19 protein-coding genes and 1 tRNA gene are annotated in these 24,186 nt (G+C 63.0%); 10 read left to right on the top strand and 10 right to left on the bottom strand.

The features are described from left to right. Positions 1-1,774 (top strand): molybdopterin biosynthesis protein (locus VLT15_01495; GenBank protein ID HSR43888.1); only part of this gene is annotated, 1,774 nt, incomplete at its 5' end. A gap of 68 nt (positions 1,775-1,842) precedes the next feature. Here VLT15_01495 and VLT15_01490 read toward each other — a convergent pair. From VLT15_01490 to VLT15_01480, 3 genes are read right to left on the bottom strand one after another with little or no spacing between them, the layout of a single operon-like run. Further along, the gene (locus VLT15_01490; GenBank protein HSR43887.1) at positions 1,843-3,657 is read right to left on the bottom strand and encodes an aldehyde ferredoxin oxidoreductase C-terminal domain-containing protein; all 1,815 of its coding nucleotides are present in this window, start codon (positions 3,655-3,657) and stop codon (positions 1,843-1,845) included. 45 nt (positions 3,658-3,702) lie between these two features. After that, positions 3,703-5,043, bottom strand: coding sequence for a cyclic 2,3-diphosphoglycerate synthase (locus VLT15_01485; GenBank protein HSR43886.1), 1,341 nt, complete (start codon positions 5,041-5,043; stop codon positions 3,703-3,705). Positions 5,044-5,080: 37 nt separating this feature from the next. Next, positions 5,081-6,214 carry a serine/threonine protein kinase gene (locus tag VLT15_01480; protein ID HSR43885.1) on the bottom strand — a complete coding sequence of 378 codons (1,134 nt, stop codon included), beginning with the start codon at positions 6,212-6,214 and terminating at the stop codon, positions 5,081-5,083. 107 nt (positions 6,215-6,321) lie between these two features. Here VLT15_01480 and VLT15_01475 point away from each other — a divergent pair, with 107 nt between their 5' ends. From VLT15_01475 to VLT15_01460, 4 genes are all read left to right on the top strand, one after another. After that, the gene (locus VLT15_01475) at positions 6,322-7,539 is read left to right on the top strand and encodes an aminotransferase class III-fold pyridoxal phosphate-dependent enzyme (GenBank protein HSR43884.1); all 1,218 of its coding nucleotides are present in this window, start codon (positions 6,322-6,324) and stop codon (positions 7,537-7,539) included. Positions 7,540-7,579: 40 nt separating this feature from the next. Further along, positions 7,580-8,701, top strand: coding sequence for an alanine dehydrogenase (gene ald / locus VLT15_01470; protein HSR43883.1), 1,122 nt, complete (start codon positions 7,580-7,582; stop codon positions 8,699-8,701). A 127-nt stretch (positions 8,702-8,828) separates the two neighbouring features. Next, complete coding sequence (locus tag VLT15_01465; protein ID HSR43882.1) at positions 8,829-10,892, top strand: FAD-dependent oxidoreductase; 2,064 nt, start codon at positions 8,829-8,831, stop codon at positions 10,890-10,892. A gap of 23 nt (positions 10,893-10,915) precedes the next feature. Beyond that, positions 10,916-11,785, top strand: coding sequence for a polysaccharide deacetylase (locus VLT15_01460; GenBank protein HSR43881.1), 870 nt, complete (start codon positions 10,916-10,918; stop codon positions 11,783-11,785). On the opposite strand, the gene VLT15_01455 is transcribed toward VLT15_01460, so the two are convergent. The 4 genes from VLT15_01455 to VLT15_01440 form a co-directional block, all read right to left on the bottom strand. After that, a complete protein-coding gene (locus VLT15_01455; protein HSR43880.1) occupies positions 11,771-12,844 on the bottom strand; it encodes an ABC transporter ATP-binding protein in 1,074 nt (357 codons plus the stop codon). The two genes, VLT15_01460 and VLT15_01455, sit on opposite strands and share 15 nt — an antisense overlap. Beyond that, positions 12,841-13,629: an ABC transporter permease gene (locus VLT15_01450; GenBank protein ID HSR43879.1), complete on the bottom strand. Its 789-nt coding sequence runs from the start codon at positions 13,627-13,629 to the stop codon at positions 12,841-12,843. Before VLT15_01450 ends, VLT15_01455 begins: the two co-directional genes overlap by 4 nt. After that, entirely contained in the window at positions 13,626-14,387 is a 762-nt protein-coding gene (locus tag VLT15_01445) for an ABC transporter permease (GenBank protein HSR43878.1), read from the bottom strand. Before VLT15_01445 ends, VLT15_01450 begins: the two co-directional genes overlap by 4 nt. 86 nt (positions 14,388-14,473) lie before the next feature. Further along, positions 14,474-15,538, bottom strand: a complete 1,065-nt coding sequence (locus tag VLT15_01440; protein ID HSR43877.1) for an extracellular solute-binding protein — start codon at positions 15,536-15,538, stop codon at positions 14,474-14,476. 175 nt (positions 15,539-15,713) lie between these two features. Between VLT15_01440 and speB the strand changes: the two genes are divergently transcribed. The 3 genes from speB (at position 15,714) to VLT15_01425 (ending at position 18,907) form a co-directional block, all read left to right on the top strand. Then, entirely contained in the window at positions 15,714-16,697 is a 984-nt protein-coding gene (gene speB, locus VLT15_01435; GenBank protein ID HSR43876.1) for an agmatinase, read from the top strand. A 61-nt stretch (positions 16,698-16,758) separates the two neighbouring features. Then, positions 16,759-17,412 carry a TetR/AcrR family transcriptional regulator gene (locus tag VLT15_01430; GenBank protein HSR43875.1) on the top strand — a complete coding sequence of 218 codons (654 nt, stop codon included), beginning with the start codon at positions 16,759-16,761 and terminating at the stop codon, positions 17,410-17,412. 172 nt (positions 17,413-17,584) lie between these two features. Continuing rightward, positions 17,585-18,907 carry an aminotransferase class V-fold PLP-dependent enzyme gene (locus VLT15_01425; protein ID HSR43874.1) on the top strand — a complete coding sequence of 441 codons (1,323 nt, stop codon included), beginning with the start codon at positions 17,585-17,587 and terminating at the stop codon, positions 18,905-18,907. Positions 18,908-19,028: 121 nt separating this feature from the next. On the opposite strand, the gene VLT15_01420 is transcribed toward VLT15_01425, so the two are convergent. From VLT15_01420 to VLT15_01410, 3 genes are all read right to left on the bottom strand, one after another. Further along, positions 19,029-20,159 (bottom strand): DUF819 family protein, encoded by a 1,131-nt coding sequence (locus tag VLT15_01420; GenBank protein HSR43873.1) that lies wholly within the window; start codon positions 20,157-20,159, stop codon positions 19,029-19,031. A 191-nt stretch (positions 20,160-20,350) separates the two neighbouring features. Continuing rightward, complete coding sequence (locus VLT15_01415) at positions 20,351-22,084, bottom strand: Na/Pi cotransporter family protein (GenBank protein HSR43872.1); 1,734 nt, start codon at positions 22,082-22,084, stop codon at positions 20,351-20,353. Beyond that, on the bottom strand, positions 22,081-22,557 hold the full coding sequence (locus VLT15_01410) for a universal stress protein (protein HSR43871.1): 477 nt from the start codon (positions 22,555-22,557) through the stop codon (positions 22,081-22,083). The genes VLT15_01415 and VLT15_01410 overlap by 4 nt, the downstream gene beginning before the upstream one ends. Before the next feature lie 87 nt (positions 22,558-22,644). Between VLT15_01410 and VLT15_01405 the strand changes: the two genes are divergently transcribed. Then, on the top strand, positions 22,645-23,499 hold the full coding sequence (locus tag VLT15_01405; GenBank protein ID HSR43870.1) for a universal stress protein: 855 nt from the start codon (positions 22,645-22,647) through the stop codon (positions 23,497-23,499). Between the two features lie 42 nt (positions 23,500-23,541). Continuing rightward, positions 23,542-23,615 (top strand) — tRNA-Ile (locus tag VLT15_01400). Positions 23,616-24,186 lie beyond the last annotated feature (571 nt).

The following is a 24,186-nucleotide window of genomic DNA, read 5'->3' as shown; positions in this document are numbered from 1 at the left end:
CGCCTTTGACCGGAGTAACGTCGACGGCTTCGCGGTGCGGGCCGAGGACACCTTCGGTGCAGAGGAACTGGCACCGGTCACCCTCGGGGTGTCGGACGTTTCGCTGGCGGCCGGTCAAGCCCCACCGGACGGATTCGAGGTGGAGGCCGGTGTTGCCGTCCCGGTGGCGACCGGTGGGGTCGTGCCCCGCGGCGCAGACGCGGTGCTCATGGTTGAACATACCGAACCGTTCGCCGGGGGTATCCGTGTCGTTCGGCCTGCGGTTCCCGGAGGAAACATAACCTTCGCCGGTTCCGACATCGGGCGGGGTGAGACGGTCATGCGACGCGGAACACGACTCACCTCCCGGGAAACGGGGGTGCTGGCCGCGGTCGGTGCCCGCAGTATCGAGGTGATCGTCCGGCCGCGTGTCGCGGTGATCTCCACCGGTGACGAGATCGTGGAGCCGGGTGATCCGCTCGAGGTCGGCCAGGTCTACGACTCCAATCAGCGGATTCTGCTGGACGCCGTGGCAGAGCTCGGATGCGAGCCGGTGGCGTGCGGGATCGTCCCGGATGACGAAGTCTTGCTGGAGCGAACCGTCTCCCGCCTGCTGGCGGCCGACCGGGAGGCAGACGTCGTACTGCTCTCGGGGGGCACATCCAAGGGTGAGGGCGATCTGAACGCAACGGTGGTGGATAGGTTGGGACTGAAGTTGCCCGGTTCGGCCGGCGTGGTGGTGCACGGTGTGGCGTTGAAGCCGGGCAAGCCCATTCTGCTCGCCGTCGTGGCGTCGACTCCGGTGGTTGTGCTACCCGGGTTCCCCACATCGGCCATCTTCACTTTCCATGAGTTCGTGGCGCCGTTGCTGCGGCGCCTGTCGGGGATCCCGGCTCCGGATCGGGATGTCGTGAAGGCGACTGCTCCCTTGCGATTCACATCCGCGTCGGGACGCACCGAGTACAGCCTGGTCGATCTCGTGGAGGGGCCGTCCGGACTTGCTGCGTATCCCCTCGGCGCCGGTTCGGGGAGCGTGACGGCTTTTGGGAGAGCGGATGGGTTCATCCGTATCCCGAGCGCCGTCGAATACGTGGAGGAGGGTGCGATCGTCGATGTGCACCTGCTGCACTCCGAGGTTCGGCCGGCCGACCTGGCCGCCATCGGCAGCCACTGCATCGGATTCGATCATCTGCTGGGGTTGCTCGCCGAGCGCGGTTTCAGGGTGAAGATGGTCCCGGTCGGGTCTACCGGAGGGTTGACGGCGGTCGGTCGAGGCGAGGCCGACGTGGCGGGCATTCACCTGATGGACGAGGAAACCGGCATGTACAACGAGCCGTTTCTCCCGCCCGGCGTGCGGCTGTTGCGCGGATACCGGAGGCGGCAGGGCATCGTGTTTCGACGGAGCGACGAGGAGCTCGCCGGACTCCAGGGCGAAACACTGGTGCAGAAGCTGCGGGACGGGTCACCTCGAATGGTCAACCGGAATCCGGGCAGCGGGACGCGGGTGTTGATCGACAGACTGCTCGAGGGTCAGCGCCCCGGGGGTTATCTGCATCAAGCCCGGACTCACCATGCGGTGGCTGCCGCAGTCGAGCAGGGTCGCGCCGACTGGGGAGTCACCCTGGACACCGTGGCCGAAGCCGCCGGGCTGGAGTTTCGCTTCCTTCAGGACGAGCAGTTCGACTTCGCAATCCCTGAGGCCCGGTGGGATCGGCCGGCGGTGGTGGCTCTCAGGGAGCTACTCGAAGACGAAACGATTGCCGGAGATCTCCGATCTCTGGGTTTCATCCGGTAGGAAACTCGCAACTCGCAACTCGCAACTCGCAACTCGCGACCCGCGACTCGCGACCCGCGACCCGCGCCTCAGAGAAACCCTGCCGCGGTCGCCCTCTGATCCAAGGTCTCCATCACCCGGGATCTCAGTTCCTCGAAGAACTCGGGCGTGTTGAACTGGGGCACGCTCGAGTTCTCGATCCGCAGATGTGCTTCATCCGGCATCGTGTAGTCGTCGAAGGTGAACCCGCGCGCCCGCTCGTTGGCATATCCCCTGAGGAACGTGCGATCGACCGCCGCGGTCAGCTGCTCGGCACCGACGTCGAGTCCGGTCACCAGTCTGATCGCCTCGGCTTCGAGGTCCGGCGTGATCATTGAGAACTTACACAGCCCGGTTATGTCGTCGAGAATGAACTTCGGGCCGCGATTGACGGTGGCATCGACCCAGTATTCGAGATCCGTTTCTCGCTCGACGACGGCCAGGAGATAGGTTCGCATCGACATGTGCCCGCCGGCCAGTGCCCACGGATAGGACGGGTTCGTATGCGGCAGATAGGCGGGATACTCGACGCCCTTGGAGTGCATGGCGAAGCCCGTCGCTCCTCTGCTCGTAGAGAGGCGCATCACGCCTTGCCCGAGTTCCTCGTTTCTGCCGGTGCCGATTGCTGTGATCGCCGCCATGGTTCCGTCGAAATCCCCATAGCCGAGTCCTCCGGCGATGAGTGCGTCGGGATGCCGCTTGTTCCATTCCATGGCGTAGCCGAGGGTTCCACCGAGCGAGATCGAGTCCATTCCGAGCTCGTCGGTGAGGTCGATCAAGGTCAGTGACTGGTCGATGTCGTAGAGGCCCAGGTTGGACGACAGAAGTGCCAGCGGTTCGTAGTCCACTTTGGCCCGGAACCGGCCGGCTTCACCGTCGACCTCGTCGTACACGTTCTTGTGGCATTTGATACCGCACAGGTAGCAGGCCTCTGCTTTGACGACGTACGGCCCTTCCTCAACGGCCGGTCGCATCAGCCGTCCGCCGTCATCGGTGCCCGGCGGAGCGAAGTTGTACTCGGGGAGCCCGCCGACGGGATGGAGAACTCCGACCATTCGCCAGGTTCCGACGTCGCGATATCCCTTGCTCCCGTCACCGAGGTTGATCTCCCGATTGACCTCCTTCAGCCCGCGGCTCGACGCATTCGGGTTGGGTCCGTCTGCGATGATTCCCAGCAGGTTCTTCGATCCCATGACGCCCCCGTAGCCGCCCCGCCCGCAGAAGCGAGGTTTGGCGTCACCGGTCTTCAGCTGGTTGTCGGTGGAGAGGGCTATCGATGCGTATCTGACGGACTCGTAGTTTTCACCGGCCGGACCGATCACCGCGAAGTGTGCATCCGGATACCGGCCGTGCAGGTCCTGGATCTTGGCGTTGACTCGCTTGCCGGCCAGATCACCGGCATCCAGGAAGGTGAACTCGGCCGGCCCTTGCGGGTCGGTGGGATCGGAGGAAGGCGTGAGGTGGAGGATCGTCGGCCGGTCGCAGCGGCCGGTGAAGACCACCTCCTCGATGCCCAGGCCCCGCAGCTTCGTTCCGAAGTGTCCGGAACCGGCCGTCCACATCAGACCCGGGGCTCCCGAGCGTGACGTCTTCAGGGGTGAGTAACCGTGAAAGAACGTGCGGAGGCCGGTCATCACCCTCGTGCCGCTCAGCAGACCGAGGTTCATCACCAGCGGTGCTGAGGGAGCGTAGGGATCGTCGACCACCGTGTCCTCGAGGAGCTTGGTTGCCCGCGCGATACCGCCGAGCGCATCCTCGAGATCCTCGCACGCTACTCGCTCGAAACGAACCGACCGGCCGGCCAGGTCGACGTAGTAGCGACTGATGGTGAAGTCCGACGGTGGTCGCAGCTCACTGATCTCCACGAACCTGCCTCCTGGTGTCAGCCGTGAATGAAGTCGCGTTCGAATCTACGCGAGCCCGTGCTCGGTCACGAACTCGGTGAGTATCCCGTCCAGATTCGGCTCGCCGATTTCCTGCAGGTCGTAGAACACGCGTGTCGTCGGTTTCCTGATGTCGACGATACGGGCCAGGTCGATCGGCGTTCCGATGACGACCGCATCGCAATCGGTTGCGTTGATGGTTGCTTCGAGGTCGCGCAGCTGCTCCTCGCCGTATCCCATGGCGGGCAGGATCGTGCCGATCTCCGGGTAGATCTCGAACGTTTCCTTCAGCTTGCCGACGAGATAGGGGCGGGGATCGACGAACTCGGTGGCACCGTGTTTCCTGGCTGCGACAACGCCGGCGCCGATCTTCATGCCGCCGTGGGTGAGTGTCGGACCGTCCTCAACGACGAGGACCCGCTTGCCCCCGACGATGCTTGGATCTTCGAGTCGTACAGTCGAAGCTGCCTCGATGACCCTGGCGTTGGGGTTGATCTCGGCAATGTTCGCTCGCACGGTTTCGATTCCGGCCAGGTCTGCAGAGTCGATCTTGTTGATGATCGCCACGTCGGCCATACGCAGGCTCACCTCGCCCGGGTAGTAGGACAACTCGTGACCAGGACGATGGGGATCGACGACGGTGAAGGCGAGATCGGCTCTGTAGAACGAGAAGTCGTTGTTGCCTCCGTCCCAGACGATCACGTCACATCCGTTGGGGTCGTTTTCGGCCGCACGGAGGATGGCTTCGTAGTCGACGCCCGCGTAGATGACGTTCCCGCGCACGATGTGCGGCTCGTACTCTTCCATCTCCTCGATTGTGCAATCGTGCTTCTCGAGGTCGGCGAGTTCGGCGAACCGTTGAACCTTCTGAGCGGTGAGATCGCCGTAGGGCATCGGGTGCCGGACGGCCACGACTTTGAGACCCTTCGCCATGAGCATCTCGACGACCTTGCGCGAGGTCTGGCTCTTGCCCGAACCGGTGCGGACCGCGCATACGGAGATGACCGGCTTGGTGCTCGCGACCTGGGTGTCGGCCGGTCCCAGGAGCGTGAAGGATGCACCGGCTGCCTGCACGATGGCGGCGACGCCCATCACGTGGTTGTACGAGATGTCGCTGTATGAGAAGGCGCACTCGTCTGCGCCCATCTCGGCAATGAGCCGGGGCAGTTCCTCCTCGGAGTAGATGGGGATTCCGTTGGGATAGAGAGGCCCGGCCAGTCCGGGAGGGTAGGTGCGGTCGTCGATGCCGGGGATCTGCTCGGCGGTGAATGCCACGACCTCGACCGACTCGTCGTCGCGGTAGCGGGTGTTGAAGTTGTGGAAGTCGCGCCCTGCGGCTCCGATGATGATGACCTTGCGCCTACTCATTTTGCTCTCTTTCCGTATCTCGCCGATGGCCGACCGCTCAATACCCCGGAATCTGCTTGGGGAAGTAGTCCTCCAGGTCGCCTTCCCGATAGACATCGGCGGTTGCGCAGTGCAGGCCGCCGCCGAATGGTCCGACCGCCCAGAATGGTACGGGGATCACCTCGAAACCGAGTTCGTAGAACTGTTGCTGCTGAGCTCTCTCTGACTCCTCCACGAAGATCGTGTTCTCGTCGAGCAGCAGAGTGTTCATCGACAACCAGACGCTGCAGAAGCACAGAGGCGGCTTCTCCGATAGGGCGGGTTCGGCGCATGGCACGATCTGCCAGTCGTTTATCTCGAACAACCGGAGCATTTCGTCGGTCATCGGGTATCGCTGCCGGTTGCTGAGGGCAAGGCCGGGCCGCAAAGGAATGAAGGTCGCGTCGATGTGCATCGGGTGCGCTTCATAGAAGAGAACTTCGTGAATTCGATGCTCGGGGTAGTGACGGCGAAGCCAGTCGATTCCCGCGCCGTTGGTGGCCGTGGACCGCTGGACGAACAAGTCCTTGCCGAAGCGGCCGACGTCGGCTGCGTCGAAGAGCGGTTCCGCTTCGGTGAGGTTCCACTGCTTCTTCTTGGTGAACCGCTCGATCTGTTCTTCGTCGCTGAAAGACTCGGCGTACTCCCAGAAGTCCGTTCCGTCGACGTATGAGGCGTCGGTGAGGCGCGGCTTTGGAGCAGATTCCCAGCGGAACTCCGGATCCTGCTCGAAGTAACTCTGCAGGAGTGGCCGGTAGGCGAGGTACTCGAACCACCGGGAGCGCTGCGACATGGTGGCTTCGAGTATCTCGTTGCCGATGGTCAGCAGTATGTCGCGCGGAGGCATCACGCCGAACATCGAGTCCTGTTTCCAGTCGGGGGTGGAGACCTGCTGTGAGAAGTCCAGTACTTCGGGCCGGTCGACAATGACATCGTGCTTCTCGAGCAGTGCGGCGAAGTTGTCCATCTGCTCGTTGGCGGCGTCTTCCATCTCCTGGGGGAGGCGACCGTAGGTGCCCTTCGGGAAGCCGTGCTCCGGCCAATCCCGGACGGTGGCGGGCTCCGGTGCCTGAACCATCGTCCCGTCGGCCCTTCCGACGATGACCCGCTTGAGCCGGCTCCACTCGTTCCACGAGTTGACGATTTTCGGCACGGCGCCTCCTCACGTGATAATTTCGAGCGTCCTGCTTTGTCGGACCTTAGTGCACGCGATAGACTACCTATCGATCGATAGGTTTCGCAATCAGAAAGGCTGCCACTGTGCCGAGTTCCTTCTTGCACCCATTCACACCGCCCCGCAAAGACAAGTTCGTCTCGATCACCGGGGGCAGAGGCGCAGTTGTGTTCGATTCCGAGGGAAACGAGTACATCGACGGTATGGGTTCACTGTGGTATGCCAACGTCGGCTACGGCAGGGAAGAGATCGCCGACGTCATTGCCGAGCAGACCAGGAGCCTCGGCGCCTATCACACTTTCGACCCGTTCACGAACCCCCAGGCAGAGGCGGCGGCAGCCAAGATCGCCGAACTCTCGCCTTTCGATCATTCCAGGGTCTTCTTCGGCTCCTCGGGTTCCGAGGCGGTCGACACCGCGATGAAGATCGCCCGAATCGCCCAGCGCGAACTGGGCCATCCCGAGAAACAGATCATCGTCAGCCGGGAGCGCGGCTACCACGGTACGAACTACGGGGGCACTTCGGTGCAGGGTATTGCACCGAACCGTGAAGGTTTCGGACCGCTCGTGCCCGGCATCATCAATGTCGTCGCCGACGATGATGAGGCAATGAAGAAGATCTTTGCCGAGCACGGTGACGAGATCGCGGCGATTATCACCGAGCCGATCCAGGGAGCCGGCGGGGTGTGGCCACCGCCGGAGGGGTACCTCTCCCACCTTCGTGATTTGTGCGATACCTACGGCGCCTTCCTGATCTTCGATGAGGTCATCACCGGATTCGGGCGGACGGGAGAGTGGTTTGGCAGTCAGTTCTACGGAATCACGCCGGACTTGATCACGTTCGCCAAGGCAGTGACCTCCGGATACGTACCGCTCTCCGGAGTCATCGTGGGTCCGTCCGTTCTGGCGGCCCTCGAAGCCAATGAAGGTTTCATACTCCGCACCGGATACACCTACTCCGGTCATCCTGCAGCTTGCGCAGTCGCACTCAAATGCATCGAGATTCAGGAGCGCGAGGGATTGCTGGCAAGGGCGACGGCCATCGGGGAGCGCCTCGGCGCAGGTTTGCGAACGCTGCGCGATGAGGGACTGCTGGTCGACGTGCGCGGTGAGGGTGCCGTATGGGGTATCTCCCTCAACGACGGTGTGAACGTCGTTGCAGCCCGCGATTCGCTGCTGAGCAGAGGTGTGATACTCCGACCGATTCCGCCGAGCCATCTGACTATGTGCCCACCGCTCGTCATTTCCGACGAGCAGATCGACGAGATCGTTGCGTCGTTGCGCGACGTTTTGACCGGTTTGTAGACGACGGGAACCATTCGAACTGCAACGGAGGATTGGAAACATGCTTGTTGGGGCGCCGAAGGAGATCAAGAAGGCGGAACGACGCGTGGGTTTGACGCCGGCCAGTGTGAGAGAACTGGTCGCCCACGGCCACGAAGTACTGGTCGAGGCTACGGCAGGGGACGGCATCGGGGCGTCGGACGAGATGTACGTCGCCGCCGGAGCGCGAGTTGCCGGGACTGCGGCGGAGGTGTGGGACCAGGCGGACTTGATCGTCAAGGTCAAGGAGCCTCAGGCGGTCGAGCGGGCTCAACTCAGCGACGATCAGGTGCTGTTCACCTACCTTCACCTTGCTCCCGACCCCGAGCAGACGAGGGATCTGGTCGACAGCGGTGCCACCTGCATCGCCTATGAGACGGTGACCGATCGCAAAGGTGGTCTGCCGCTGCTCGCCCCCATGTCGCAGGTCGCAGGTCGCATGTCGATACAGGCCGGAGCCCATTGCCTGGAGGCCCCCAGCGGCGGTGCCGGGTTGCTGCTCGGAGGTGTCCCGGGTGTACATTCGGCGAAGGTCGTTGTGATCGGCGGTGGTGTCGTGGGGGAGCACGCCATCGAGATGGCCGTCGGACTCGGCGCCTTCGTGACCGTGCTCGATCGCGATATTGCGGTGCTCGATAGGCTGGCCCGCCGATTCGGTACATTGCTCGAGACGGTCTACTCGACCGCCTCATCCGTTGAAGAACTGGTGCTCGATGCCGACCTCGTCATCGGAGCCGTGCTCGTCAAAGGCGATCGTGCCCCGCGCCTGGTCACGGCGGAGATGGTCGCGGCCATGCGGCCGGGTTCCGTTCTGGTGGATGTTGCAATCGACCAGGGTGGTTGCTTCGAGACTTCCCGTCCCACCACTCACGAGGATCCGACCTACATCGTCGACGGCGTTGTGCATTACTGCGTCGCCAATATGCCCGGCGCGGTGCCGCGCACCTCGACCTACGCGTTGAACAACGCAACGCTTCCGTTCGTCCTGGCCCTGGCCGACAAGGGCCCCAAGCAAGCGATGCTCGACGACGAGCACCTCCTGGGCGGCTTGAACGTCTGCAAGGGTCGCGTGACTGAGGAGCATGTAGCCCGCGAGCTCGGGTACGAGTACGTGGAGCCGGCCGAGGCGCTGGCGAGCTGCTGACGGGACTGCCCGCAGGCGGTATTCGGCCCGTGAGTGCCGGCGAAGTGGCGTACGGTCCAATGGTGGTGCCCGGCGGCGTGGTGTCGGGCACGTTGCGTTGGGCACGTTTCCAGACCAAGGTGGTGTGATGACAACGGCCCGTGACCCTCGCTACGACATCCTGTTCGAGCCGGTGCGGATCGGACCCGTCACGGCCCGCAACCGTTTCTATCAGGTGCCCCAGTGCAATGGGATGGGATACCGTGACCCGTCCGGGCTGGCGGCAATGCGGGGCATCAAAGCGGAGGGGGGTTGGGCGGTGGTGTCCACCGAGGAGGCCGAGATTCACCACTCGTCGGAGACGGCCCCCTATATCGAGGGTCGGATCTGGGATGACCGCGATCTGCCTGCCCACGCACTGGTCACCGACGCGATCCATGTCCACGGCTCACTGGCCGCCATCGAACTCGTCCATAACGGGATGTCGGTGAACAACATGTATACGCGTATACCTCCCATGGGTCCGTCGCACAGGCCGACCTCCGGCGATCTCTATCCGATCCAGGCCAGGCGGATGGACAAAGGCGATATCGCCGACCTCCGGCGCTGGCATAGGGAAGCTGCCTTAAGGTCGGTCCGGGCGGGGTACGACATCGTCTACGTGTACGCCGGTCACAATTTGTCGACCCTGCAGCACTTCCTCTCCCCCCGCTACAACAATCGAACCGACGAGTACGGAGGTTCGTTGGAGAACCGGGCTCGTCTGCTCCGCGAGGTGCTCGAGGACACCCTGGAGGCTGTGGACGGCCGGACGGCGGTTGCCTGCCGGATCGTCGTCGACGAGCTCATCGGCTCGGACGGGTTCACGCGGGACGACATGGTCGGGGTCATGGAGATGGTCGGGGAGCATCCCGATGTGTGGGACTTCATGGTGGGTGCCTGGCCGGACGATTCGGTTACGTCGAGGTTCGCTCCCGAGAACGACAGAGAAGACTTGATGCGAGGTCTCAAACAGCTGACCTCGAAGCCGGTGGTCGGCGTCGGTCGGTTCACCTCGCCGGACACCATGGTGCGCATGGTCAGGCAGGGAGTTCTCGACTTCATCGGCGCGGCGCGGCCTTCGATCGCCGACCCGTTCCTCCCGGTGAAGATCGAGGAAGGCAGGATGGAGGACATTCGCGAGTGCATCGGATGCAACATCTGCGTGGCCAGCGACTTCACCATGTCGCCGATCCGCTGCACGCAGAATCCGTCGATGGGGGAGGAGTGGCGCCGCGGCTGGCATCCGGAGGTGATGCGCCCCAGGGGCGGGGACGAGAAGGTGCTGGTAGTGGGCGGGGGACCGGCCGGCCTCGAGGCGGCGATGTCGGCCGCCCGGCGAGGGTACGAGGTCGTACTGACCGAAGCTTCGCGACGGTTGGGAGGTCGGGTCGCCAAGGAAGCGCGACTTCCCGGCCTGGCGGAGTGGATCCGGGTTCTCGATTACCGGCGGACGCAGGTCGAGAAGCTGAGCAACGTCGAGTTCTTCCTGGAGAGCGCCATGGAGGGAGAAGAGATACTGTCCTACGGGTTCCACCACGTGGCGATCGCCACCGGAGCGACATGGCGCCGCGACGGCGTCGGGCGCTCGCACGCGCGGCCGATCGATCTGACCGGTTCTCTCGAGATCCTGACACCGGACGACCTGATGAACGGCACCCGCCCCCGCGGCGAGCGCGTCATCGTGTTCGATGACGATCACTACTACATGGGCGGGGCGCTTGCCGAGTTGCTGGTCAAGGACGGCTTCGCGGTCGGCCTGGTCACCCCGGCTCCGGAGGTGTCGACCTGGACGCACAAGACCATGGAGCAGCGTCGGATCCAGGCCCGCCTGCTCGACCTCGGAGTGGAGCTCATCCTTTCGCACACCGTGGCCGGGACGCTGTCCGACGGGGTCGCCGTGACCAATGCTTATACGAAGGCCGAGCGGACGGTCGAGTGCGACTCGGCCGTGTTGGTCACGAGCCGGCTGCCGAACGAAGCGCTGTATCTGGACTTGCGAGACCGGCAGGAGACTTGGGACGACGCGGGGCTGCTGTCCGTCCGCACGGTCGGCGATGCGCTCAGCCCCGGCAGCATCGCAGCCGCCGTCTGGGACGGCCGGCGTTTCGCCGAAGATCTGGGACGTCGCGATGACGGCGCATGGTTTCCACGCGACATTCCGCAGCTATGACCGCACCTGGTGAGGAGAGTCTGATGAGCGAACAATCGGCCCAGTACGCCTGGCCGGACAACTACCGTTCGGCGGTGGCGCTGTCCTTCGACCTCGATGCCGAATCGGTGATCCTCGCAGTGGACCGGGCATACGCAGAGCGTCCCTCGGTGATGACACACCAGGCGTACGGTCCGATCACCGGTCTTCCGCGCTTGCTGGAGATTCTCCTGGAAGCCGGGTACCGCGCGACCTTCTTCATTCCCGGCTTCACTGCCGACCGATATCCGGGTGCCGTTGCGGCCGTGCTCGAAGCCGGGCACGAGGTTGGCCACCATGGATACCTCCACCGTCCTCCCGCCCATTTGAGCGTGGAAGAGGAGCGCGCGGAACTCGAACGCGGACTTGAAGCGCTGGCGAAACACGGCGTCCGCCCGGCAGGTTTTCGGGCTCCGTGGTGGGAGGCCTCGCGCCATACCCTGGGTCTTCTGTCCGAGTACGGCTTCGTCTACGACGCCAGTCTGTTCGATCGGGACACTCCGTACACCGTGACAACGGCACACGGTCCGATCGTCGAGATCCCCCAGTCGTGGGCCCTCGACGACTGGGAGCGGTATGCGTATATGCCCGATCCGCCGTCAGGACAAGGGGTGATCGAACGTCCCGCCGATGTGATGGAAACGTGGTGGCAGGAGATCGTCGCGTACCGGGAGTACGGCGGCTGTGCCGTTCCCGTCATGCATCCCTTCTTGAGCGGCCGACCCGCCCGCGCAGCGGCTTTGCGGGAACTACTCGAACGTCTGAGATCCCTGCCCGATGTGTGGGTTGCAACGCTGGGTGACGTCGCCGATCACACCGTCCGGTTGGGAATGGACCCTATCCCCCTCGATCTGCCCGACCTAGAGAGCTTCTGAGCCTCCGTCCTGGAGCAGCACGACATCGTCCGCGTCGACCGAGACACGGACGATCTGGCCCTCCTCCAGAGGAGGCTTGGCAGGAGCATTGATTACCAGCTCCTGATCGCCGATTTCGACCCTGCATCTCTGGTGGGCCCCGATGAAGTGGCGACCCAGGACTCGGCCCTCTCCCAGCACCAAGTCCCCCTCATCGTCGGTTCGGAGGTGCTCGGGCCGAACGGCCAGTGCCACACGAGCGCCAGCCTGTGCTTGGCCGCCGACGACGAACACGCCGAACGATGTCTCAACCGACACCCGGTCTCCGATCGACCGGCCGGCGGTTCCCTGGACCAGATTGCTGTCCCCCATGAAGGTCGCCGAGAAACGTGTGGTGGGGCGAAGGTACAGGCGGTCGGGTGGACCTTGATCTTCGATACGCCCATCGCGCAGCACCACGATGTTGTCGGCCAGGCTCATCGCCTCCTCCTGATCGTGGGTGACGTGCACGAACGTGGTGCCGAGGCTTCTCTGGATTTCACTCAGTTCATCTTGCATCTGGCGCCGCAGCTTGAGATCGAGAGCACCGAGCGGCTCATCGAGGAGCAGCACACGCGGTTCGATCACTACGGCACGGGCGAGCGCCACCCGCTGTCGCTGTCCGCCGGACAGCGAGGCGATGTGGCGATCGCCCGTGCCGGGAAGACCGACGAGATCGAGCGCCCGGGTCACGCGATCGGATCTCTCCTCGCCTTTGATGCCGTGCATTGCCAGTCCGAACCCGACGTTCTTGGCAACGGTCATGTGGGGAAACAACGCGTAATCCTGAAATACGGTCGTCGTTGGTCTCTTCACCGGGGACAAGTGGGTGACGTCGATCTCATCGACGAGGATGCGGCCTTCAGTTGGCGGGGTGAAGCCGCCGAGGATGCTCAGCAGTGTCGTCTTGCCGCTGCCGGACGGTCCGAGGATCACGACGTAGGAGCCCGGAGCGACTTCCAGGTGGACATCATCCAGTGCAGCCGTCTCGCCGTAGCGTTTCGTTATACCTTCGATGGTGAGCTTGGCGCCGCGGATCATCGCTGTCTCTCCAGTCTCCGTCTGATGAAGGCATACGTGACGATCAGCATGCCGATCGACAATCCGAACACGATGGTTCCGGCAGCATTCGTTTTCGGATTCAATCCGGTTCTCAATGCCGACCAGATCTCGACCGGGAGGGTCACGTCGAACCTGGTGAGCAGCAGAGCGATGACGAACTCGTCCCAGGAGAGCGTGAACGACAAGAGGAAAGCCGCGAGAAGTCCCGGTGCCAGCATCGGCACCGTGATCAGACCGAGAACCTGTGGCTCTCTCGCCCCGAGATCGCGAGCAGCCCGCTCGTAGCTCTCCTGCTGCTCGCTCATCTGACTCAAGATTATGGCGAAGGCGAGCGGGAGATTGATCACGATGTGCCCGATCGTGGCGGTCACCAGTGATCTTCCGATGCTCAGTTCGCTGAAGGTGAGCGACAGACCGAGTCCTATCACGAGATAGGAGACGCCGAGAGGGGCGATCAAGTAGGCGCGCAGGATTTGTGCCCACTTCGGCCGGTACCTGGCGAATCCATAGGCTGCAAAGAAGCCGAGGACCGTACAGATCGCCGCGGACACCAGGCCGACGACGACGGAGTTGCGGAGGGCCGCCATCATCCGCCCGTCTGCGAATAGGGCCTCGTACCAGCGGAAGGACAATCCGCGCAGCGGCGGCAGCGCCACCGCTCCGTCCTGAAATGAGAACAAGACGAGCGAGAGCACCGGCAGCAGTATGAATCCGAAGATCGCCACCACATATGAGAATCGAAGGACGCTGCCGAGTTGCTTCATTTGCCTTCCAGGGTCAGGCGCTTGGCCGACGCTCCGTAGACCGCGATCACGATGACGAGAAGGATCACGCTGAGCGCAGCGGCCAGCGGGAAGTCACCGCGCCGCTGGACCTGCAGCATGATCGCCTGAGGAAGGAGGAGTTCCTGACCTCCGCCGAGTATCTGAGGAGTGATGAAGTCTCCGATGGCGAGAACGAATGTCAGGAAGGCGCCGACGACGACTCCGGGCATGCTCAGCGGCAGTGTCACCCGCAGGAACGTCATCGGACCGGAGGCACCGAGATCTCGGGCGGCTTTGCGGTATGAGTCCGGTATCTGTGTCAGGCTCGCATAGATGGTGAGGGAAACGAGCATGGTGAAGAAGTGCACGAATCCGATGACCGTTGCCAGCCTGGTGTTGGCGAGTGAAACGGGTTCGGATATGAGTCCGGTTGTTTGCATCATTCCGTTCACGACGCCGTTCTTGGCCAGAACCAGCAGCCAGCTGTAGGAGCGAACCACATAGGACGTCCAGAACGGCAGCACGGCCAGCAGCAACAGGGGCCGCTGCCATTTTGGGGGGACCCGATAGGCCAGGATGTAGGCAAAGGGATAGGCGACGAGGATGCTGACGACGACGGTGATCAACACAACTTCCAGGGAGTTGACCAGTGCGTCGAGGAACACTGGTTCTTCGAAGATGCGCTGATAGTTCTCCATGCTCGGCGTGGTGTCGATGGAGCCACCGACCCGGCGAAAGAAGCTGTAGGCGATCACCATCCCCATCGGGGCAAGGAAGAAGATGCTCGTCCAGAGAAGGGCTGGACCCGTGAGGATCCAGCCCTTTGTGGATGTCTTGTTCAGCGTCAACCCTGCAGGAACCTGGTCCAGACGTCGAGCATCGCCGCGTCGAGAGCAGCGTCCGGAATGAAGTACGGATGCGAGTTCCCTACAAACCCATCCTGCTCGTCCCAGCGGAGGATCTCCTTCTCCGCATCGGTGAGGTCGGCTTTGGAGTTGGCCGGCATCGCCCAGTAGCACGATGACGTGGCCAGGCGCGCCTGGCCTTCCGGGCTCACGATGTACTGCACGAACTTGGTGGCCATGTCTTGCTTTTCCGAGTCGGCGAATACGCCGATGGCTTGCTGCCAGCGGATCCCTCCCTGGTTGGGGAGTATCCAGTCGAATGCCGGATTCTCGGCATTGAGCACACCGGTGACGAACTCACCGCCGCCGAGGATGATGTCGACCTCGCCCGTGGCGAGGGCGGTCTGCGTGGTGACCACGTCCCCGATCAGGGCAACGTGCGGTTTGAGATCCATCAGGCGCTGCTCGATGGCGGGTAGGTCGGCAGCCGTCAGATCGGCCGGCGTGATGCCCAGGCTTATCGCCACCTGTTCCATGACCGGGATGTAGTAGTCGTAGACCGCAATCCGCCCCGAGTACTCGGCGTCCCACAACGATTCGACATCGCGCATGGCGTCGACCGAAACGTTGTCGCCGTTGAAGGCGATCGTGTTGTAGCCGAACTTCTCGGGGATGGCGTAGAGCTTGTCATTCTGGTAGTGAGTACCCGGAAGATCGACATCGGCAAAGAAGTCGTCCCACGGGTAGTCGTCCGGATCCAGTTCGGCGAGAAGCCCGGCTTCTACCACGCGGGGAACGTCAACGGAGTCGACAACGAAGACATCCCAGTCGCCCGGCTGTGACTGCTCGATGAGCCCGAGTGCGACACCCGTCCCGTCGTAGTCTTTCACGTTGACCGTGACGTTGTTCGCCTCCTCAAACGGCTGAAGCAGAGCCGGGTCGGTGTGGTCGCACCAGACGAGGGCGTTGAGTTCCGTTGGTTCGCTGTCGCCGCATGCAGCAGCGAGGAGCATGAAAACCAGCAGCATTACCGTCGATCGGACAAACCTGTGGCGTGCCTTCATCTCTTCCTCCCGTGGAAGCTAAAACCAGATCCGGTTCTGTCGTCAAAGAGGTTAGCGCAACGGTCGGTTCGCCCCGGCCCGAGCTTCGAAGGCAGTTTCCGGCTGGCGGATTCGACGGCCGGTGACGGTGCCGCCGTGCGGGTATCGTTCGGCCGCACAGGTTGGAGGTCAAGAGATGAACGCAGGCACACCTTTCGAATCGGCACGAACTCACGCATTCGCGGCGACGTCTTCGTTTGCCGGCGTTCCGGCTACGAGGCTCGGCGACCTTCGAGGAGCGCGGGCCGTCATCGTCGGGGCGCCGTTCGATTGGGGAACGTCCTACCGTGCCGGGACGCGGTTCGGGCCCAAGGCCATTCGTGAGAGCGACTACTTCGGAGCCGACGCCTACCGGCCGCACTTGCCGACCGGTCTGAATGCTCTCGAAGGTGTCGTGGATATCGGGGACATCGAACTGCACCCCGGTGACATCGAAGGCGATCTGGAGCGCATTGCAGACACGGTTGGACAGATCAGCGCGGCCGGTTCTATTCCCATCGTGCTCGGGGGTGACCACACGATCACCTACGCCAACGCCACCGGTGTCGCCCGTGTGCACGGGTTCGGTGAAGTTGCCCTCGTGCACTTCGATGCCCACGCCGACACCGGGGAAACCACCGGATACGGAGCGCTCTACGGGCACGGCACTCCGATGAGAAGACTCGTTGAGTCGGGAGCCGTGCCGGGGAACCGGTTTGTCCAGATCGGGTTGCGCGGATACTGGCCCGGCCCGGAGACCGTTGCCTGGATGAAGGACCAGGGTATGCGCGGCTACATGATGTCCCAGATCGAGGAGCGGGGACTCGGTCCGGTAGTTGAAGAGGCGGTCGCTTACGCAGGTGCCGACGCTACCGGCGTGTTTCTCTCGATCGACATAGACGTCGTCGATCCCGGAATGGCGCCCGGTACCGGTACCCCGGAGCCCGGGGGCCTCACCTCGCGCCAGATCTTGGATACGGTTCGTCGAATGTCGCGCGAGCTGAATGTCCTGGGAGCGGACATAGTCGAAGTATCCCCACCCTACGACGGGCCCGGAGCGATCACGGCGCTGCTGGCCAATCGAATCGTGCTGGAGATCCTCAACGGACTCGCCGAACGAGCGGCCGGTATCAGCTCATAGAGCCCGGTGTGTTGGCTTTGGTGGGCCGACGAAGGTACCCTATCGATTGATAGGGGTGACGATGACCGCACCGGAACCACACGAAGAAGACGTGCCGACCCGCGAACGGATATTGCGCGAGGCCTCGAGGCTCTTCGCCAGGAAGGGCTACCACGGTACCTCGACCCGTGAGATCGCCGAGGCCGTCGAGATTCGTCAGCCCTCCCTGTTCCATCACTTCCCGTCCAAGCGTGACATCATGGCCGAGCTCATCGATATCGACCATGGTGAGTCTTCCATCGTTGCCGCCCGCCAGGCGGCCGGCACGGGTTCGGCGGCGCTGCGCCTCTACCGCTACCTCGTGTGGGACATCGCCTTCATCTGTCGTTGTGCCTACGACCTGACCGCGGTCGAACTGATCGTCGATGATCCGATCTTTGCAGACAAGATGACCAATCGCGATGCCCTGGTCGCTGCGCGCCGTTCGATGATCGAGCAGGCCATCGACTCCGGGGAGTTCGTCAGCGTGGATGCCGACCTGGCTGAAAAGGCCGTCGTCTGGATTCTTCGGGGCGATATTGCCGACACCGCCGGCCGGCCGGTTCCCGACGCAGATGTGATTGCAGATCAGCTGGCATCGTTCATCCTGCGTGCTCTGCTGCGGGATGCTTCCCAGCTGGAGGAGATTCGGGCCGCCGGCCCGGTCACCAAGGCCTCGAATGATCCGAACCCATGACACAAACCGTGAGAGAGCGGACGTCCGATCGGTGACTGCACCGGGCCCGCGGCGGGTCATCTCCGTTTCACCGGCCGCGGACCGGTTGCCTCCGGCCGGGCGCGAAAGCCCGGATGCGTGCGGCGTTCGGTTCTCGGCCGTCGGCTAACGTCGCGCCCGCGGAAGGAGTGAAATGCGGATACCCGAGCACGGCATCGGCAGCGAGCAGGTTCTCGAAGACATTCGGGCTTTGCAGGTCGAGGACGCCGACTGGAAGTCTGGGCACACCTGGAGTCTCGTCTATCACGCCTCGGAAGAGCACACGCAGCTCCTCAAAGACGCCTACGGCATGCTCTTCTCGGAGAACGGACTGAATCCGATCGCCTTTCCCTCGCTGCGCAGGCTCGAGGCCGAGGTTGTGAGTATGACCGCCACCTTGCTCAACGGGGATCCGGCCGTTGCGGGAACCATGACGTCGGGTGGTACCGAGAGCCTCCTGATGGCCGTGAAGACCTACCGGGACTGGGGCCGAGCGGTTCTCGGTATTGATAAACCGAACATGATTCTGCCCCGCACCGCGCATGCTGCCTTCGGGAAGGCAGGCCACTACTTCGGCGTCGAGCCGGTCTGGATCGAGGTGGCAGACGATCTGCGAGCCGACGTGGCCGCCATGCGAGACGCCATCACACCTGAGACGGTGCTCCTGGTCGGGTCGGCACCCAACTATCCGCACGGCATGATCGATCCAATCGAGGATCTCGGTGCTCTGGCGGCGGAGACCGGTATCGGAATGCATGTGGACGGATGCCTGGGTGGCTTCCTGCTTCCGTGGGTCGAACGTCTCGGGTATCCGATCCCACCTTTTGACTTCCGGGTGCCGGGTGTGACGTCGATGTCGGCAGACGTGCACAAATACGGGTATGCGGCCAAGGGGGCATCGACTGTGCTCTACCGGACCGCCGCGCTCCGCCGTTATCAGTTCCACGTGACGACGGGTTGGCCGGGTGGGATCTATGCCTCGCCGTCGATGGCAGGGACGAGGCCGGGCGGGGCCATTGCCGCCGCCTGGGCGGCGTTGCGTTCGATGGGGGAGGACGGCTACCTGGCCATCGCGGAGGAGATAATGACGGCCGCCCGGCGGTTGATCGACGGTGTCGTCGCGATCGACGGGTTGCGGGTGCTCGGCAACCCGCCGGCCAGCGTATTCGCTTTCGAATCTGACTCGGACGACGTGGACATCTACGCGGTCGGGGATTCGCTGGAGAGCATGGGCTGGCACATGGACCGGCAAGTGGCCCCGGCTTCGCTGCATGTGATGGTGACGTCGCCGGCACACGGCGAAGTGGCGGATCAGTTTCTGGCCGACCTGGAAGCGGCCGTCGATCATGTGCGTGGCAATCCGGCTGCGTCGCAGAAGGGGCAGGCCGCTTTGTACGGGATGATGACGACGCTCCCGGATCCCACGATGGTGGACGAGGTGGTGTTGCAGATGCTGGACGGCCTGTACTCGACCTGATCCACTCATTTTCTCAGCAATACTGAGGTTGTCCTCGCGCACCAGTATTGCTGAGAAAACCCCACTCACTTTCTCAGCAATACTGAGGTTGTCCTCGCGCACCAGTATTGCTGAGAAAACCTCAGGGTTGGAGGAGGTATGCCACGGCGAGGCCTGCGTAGTTGCCTATCGCGTACCCCATCACGCCCGCAGCCAGGCCGGACACGATCACGGCCCGATTTCCGATAGCGGCGGCGACCGGGCCGACGAAGGCCGGGCCGAATACGGCGGCCGTCGAGGTTATGAGCACCGTATCTGTGTCGATGCGGAACAAGCGGGCCAGCAGATAGTGCAACAAGATCGAAGCGACGAGGACGATGGCGACGAACACGAAGACATCCGAGAACGACCCTGCGAGTTCGCGCACATCCGCCAGCGTCCCGATCGCCACGGCAAATACGAGGAGCAGGTACTCCCCGGTCTCGTAGGTTCCGGGCAGTGACCGGATCCGAGGTACGAAAGAAGCCGCCAAACCGAGTGTCGTGATCCCGAGAATCACAGGGGCGACGGGAAGTTCCCCGGAAACGACCGCCACCAGACCCGCCACGATGCCTCCGATGACTACCGCCAGACCGAGGGAGATCGAGACTTCGCGGATGCCGAAGCCGGATCTGTCTTCAACTTCGCGACCGCTCACATCCGAACCATCGAAGGCCGGGAGGAAGCGGCTCAGTACCCGGCGGGCAACCGTCATCAGAAACAGCAGGTATACGGCGGACAGGACCACGTCGGCCCCGTTCATCAGCACAAACGTTTCATCGGTCACTTCGACCGCCACCCCGATCGCGCTCATGTTCGGGGTGCCGCCCGTGTAGACGCCTACGGTCATGCCCGCCATCTTCCACGTTTCGGCATGGCCGTCGGCCAAGAGGTAGGCGGCGACACCTGAGACGGCCATCACCGAAGCAGCCGCCAATCCAAATGAGATCATCGCCGGGCGGGCAATCCGCAGCCAGTTGCGAACGTCGGTCGAGAAGAGCAGCAGCGGGATCGCCAGGAGAACCATTGCCTCGCTGACGCTCGTTGAGAAGTCTGTGTCGACCTCGAAGAGATTGCCGATCGCGATGCCGATCAGATAGGCCATCACGATGGGACTCAACCACTCGAGTGGGCGCCAGCGAGCGGCACCCCAGCGGGCGAGCGCGGGAAAACCGATGAAGATGATTCCGAGCAAGACCATCCCGGGCAAAGCACCCTCCTCGCGTCGGACCATTCTGACGATATTGAGAGGTCGGTGTAGCCCAGGTTCGTGCCATTTCGCCGCGAATGGGTATTTCGCCTCTTTACCGGCCGGGTCGTTCGTGAAATAAGCAAGGGAGTTGTCGGCCAGTGCGCCGACCGACGGGGGAGCAGAGGATTTGGGGCGAAAGGGAAGGATGAGGGGCCGCTTCGGCGGTCTCTCTCCTATTCCGCCCGGGATTCCTCCGCTGATACGACGACCCGGGCCAGACGTTTGGTGAAGTAGTAGATCCGTTTGAGGTTGGCGAGGATGTCCATCTCGATCTTGTAGGCAGGGAGCCGATTCGGCTCTTCGGCCACAAGGCGCCTGGCCTGGTGAATGGCCGCCGAGTCGCTGAGCCGGTTGATCTCCTTTTTCATCGCGATCACTCGGTGGCCTGCTTCGATTGACTGCTGCGCGACTGCCTGGAGTGCGGCGTCGAGCGCCCTGCCGACCGTTTCGTGGTATTCGGTTATGACCTGCACGGTTGCTTCGCTGATGAGTATCTGTTCGCCGATTCTCTCCCGTCCGAGCTGCACGAGATTGGTCTCGATGATGTCCCCGATGTTCTCGATGTCGTTGGTTGCCTCCATCAGGCGCAGGAGTTCATCGGTTTCCCGGTTCGTGAGCGTCGTCTTGCTGATCACACCGAGGTACTGGATTATCTGGCCGTGAAGAGCATCGACTGCGTCGTCGGCGGCTTCGACTTCATCCAGATCTGAGTTCGATCCGGAGAGCATGGCCGGAAGGTTCATTGCGTACATGTCCCTTACCCGATTGCCCATGTGGAGGATCTCGAGTCGGGCCCGATCGAGAGCGAGTGTCGGTGTGTCGATCAGGTCGGCAGTCAGGTACTTGGCGCGAATGACCGCCTCTTCTTCTACCGGCCGGTCGGGAACGAACCTTTCGATGAGGCGGGCGAACTGGGTGGCGAACGGAAGGAACAACAGTGTGTTGATGGCGTTGAAGATCGTGTGGGCGTTGGCGATCTGTCGGGGTGTCTCGGCCGCAGCTTTCTCGAGGCCGGTCAGGCCGGCGGCAGTGGGAGAGATCGAGCTCGAAAGCGACGCCAGTTGATCGATTATGAACACCCAGATCATGACCCCGACCACTTTGAAGAGAACGTGGGCAACTGCCGACCGGAGTGCCTCGCGCGGCCGTCCGATCGAGGCGAGGACGGCGGTGATCGTTGTGCCGATGTTCGCTCCCAAGAGAAGTGCGATGCCGGCCGGCAATGACACCAGACCTTGGCCGGCCATCACGATGATGATGCCGATCGTCGCCGAGGACGACTGGATCAGCGCCGTGAACAGGGCTGCTACGAGAATGCCCAGCAACGGGTTCTCCATGTTCGCCATCAAGTCCAGAAACGGTTCGTAGGACCGCAGGGGCTCCATTGCCTCACCCATGACGCTCATTCCGAAGAACACCAGGCCCAGTCCCATTACGAGCCCGCCTTGAAGGCGGTACCGCTCTTTCTTGGCGAAGAAGAGCGCGGCGAATCCGGCGGCAACGAGTGCCAGGGCATACTTCGTCACCTTGAAGGCAATGATCTGCGCGGTGATCGTTGTGCCGATGTCTGCACCGAGGATCACGCCGATGGACTGCGTGAATGACATCAGCCCGGCCGAGATGAAGCCGACGATCAGCACGGTCGTCACCGAAGATGACTGGATGACCGCGGTGACTCCTGCTCCCGTGAGCACTCCCATTACCCGGTTGTCGGTAAGGCGGGCGAGAGTCGATTTCATGCGTTCGCCGGCCACCGCTTTGAGGGAACTAGCCATTTGCTCCATGCCGAACAGGAATAGGGCGAGGCCGCCGAGGAGGCCGATGAGCAAGGTTCCGACCGCCAGGTCGTCGGAAGTAGCCTGAACGGCCGCCAGTGTGTGGCCCGGATGGTGCAGCGAAGCTATCACTTCTCGGATGCTCTCTCCGGCTCCGCCGGAGGTCCCTTGACGATCGTCACCGGTATCGGAGCGAGCTGGACGATACGTTCTGCTTTGGATCCGAGCATCAGGCGGGACAGACCGGTGCGGCCCTGGCTCCCCATCACGATGTGCTGGACTTCCCTGGTTTCGGCGATCTCCAGAATGCGGGTCACCGGCAGGCCTTCGACCAGCAGACGCTCGGCCGACGCCACCGCAGGCTGCCGGGTTGCGTTCTTCTCTATGAAGTGCTCCATCATTTCTGTTGCCGCCGCTTCGTAGCGATCGAAGTGACCGTGGTCGGTTTTCACGTATGCGCCCGGCGCAACGTCATGGATGACGTGTAGGACGATGAGTGGGTAGCCGGGGCCGGCGGACCAGTTGCCGGCCCAAACCAGAGCCTCTGCCGATGGGGCCGAGAAGTCCACCGGCACCAGCACCGGCCGGTTGTTGTCGGCTGTCATGTATCCCTCCGGGGCTCCAAGGTACCAGGAGGTCTGTGGGCATGGGAGAATCAGTAGAGTCGGCGCCTACATCGAGCGGAGGAAAAATTGCGCCGGGTCGTCGCAGCTGTCGATCTGTCCGGCTTGCAGCGTCGGGTGGCGGATCGGGCACGGCTGATCGCAGAGGAGCACGACGCCGGCCTGACACTGCTGCACGCCGTCCCTCCGCTCAACGGTGTCTTCTTCGATCAAGTCGAACTGAAAGCGATGCATTCGCTGAGACGGGAATCGACCGAACGGCTCTTCGAATGGCTGCAAGACCGAACGGACATCCCCATCGACATCAGCATTCAGGTTGGTCCCCCTGCGCGGGTCGTTGCTCGGGCGGCGAGAAGCGCCGACCTCGTCGTCGTCGGGACTTCCTCGTTGGATCCGTCGTCGGTCGGCCCGATGACGCGCCGGGTGGCCAGGAAATCGAGGGCGCATGTCGTTGCGGTTCGACGTCAGCCGAGGGTGCCCTATCGGCGTGTCCTCGTTGGAGTCGACTTCTCGCAAGAGTCCCGCCTGGCGATCGAGTTCGCCTTCGAGCTCGCCCCGGAGGCCGAGTTGACGGCGGTCTACTCCCTTCCCGTTCGTTTCGACTCAATGCTCACCGGCGCCGGAATCGACGACGGTGACGTCGTGGCCAGTCGGCGGCGGCGTCTCATCGACGCGCAGAAAGCACTCGACGACTTCGTTGATCAGTGGGCCGGCAGGGTGAGAAGCCTCGTCATTGATGGTCCTCCGGGTGAGACCATTCAGGAGATCGTTCGACGACGGAGTGCCGACCTGGTAGTCGTCGGAGCGCGCGGCGCCTCGGCGGATTCGATGGTTTTGCTCGGCACGGTTGCCGAAGCCGTGTTGGGCACGGCTCCATGTGATGTCGCAGTCGCTCGATCGGGTGGAACGTTCCGCCGCCCCTAGGCGATGCTCGTTCCCCGGTCTTGTCGTAGTATCCACTCCGTCGGGCCCGTAGCTCAATCGGTCAGAGCAGCGGACTCATAATCCGTTGGTTGCAGGTTCAAGTCCTGCCGGGCCCACCGACAGTTGCCCCGTGGATACGGGGGTTTCTGTTTGTGGTGGTGCATCGCCCGCAGGCTTGAACACCCATTCCGCTGCCAGTCGTTGGCGTTTCATCGCCTGATCGACGCTACTTGGGACAGTAGTCGGGACACCGCCGATTGGGCGCCTATATGAGGTAGCCGTATCACTTTCCAATGAGTGCTAGCGGGCATAGGGCGTCGGTTGGGACACTGCCCTCATGGCACGAACACCCAATCCGACACGGCTTCTGGACCGACTCCTCAACCCTGCCGCCCCGGAGCGGCTACCCCCGCCGCCTCTGCGACGCCAGCACCGCATCGCACTCGGAATCTCCCAGCAACAGGTTGCTGATGTGGTGGCCGAACTCGCCGGACGGGAATGTGACAGGTCGACGGTGGGGCGATGGGAACGGGAACTAGGGAAAGGAGGCCGAGACATACAAGGCAAGTTGACGGCGACCGGACCCAATGCCATATCTGCGGTGACTGGTTCGAACTGCTCGGTTACCGGGTCAGCCGATGCCGATAGGGTCACCCGTAGATGTGAGGGCGTTGGCTTCTGTTGGGT

Source organism: Acidimicrobiia bacterium, from assembly GCA_035471805.1.
Taxonomy (GTDB): domain Bacteria; phylum Actinomycetota; class Acidimicrobiia; order Spongiisociales; family JAHEDJ01; genus JAHEDJ01.
This window is presented reverse-complemented; position numbering and strand designations above follow the sequence as displayed.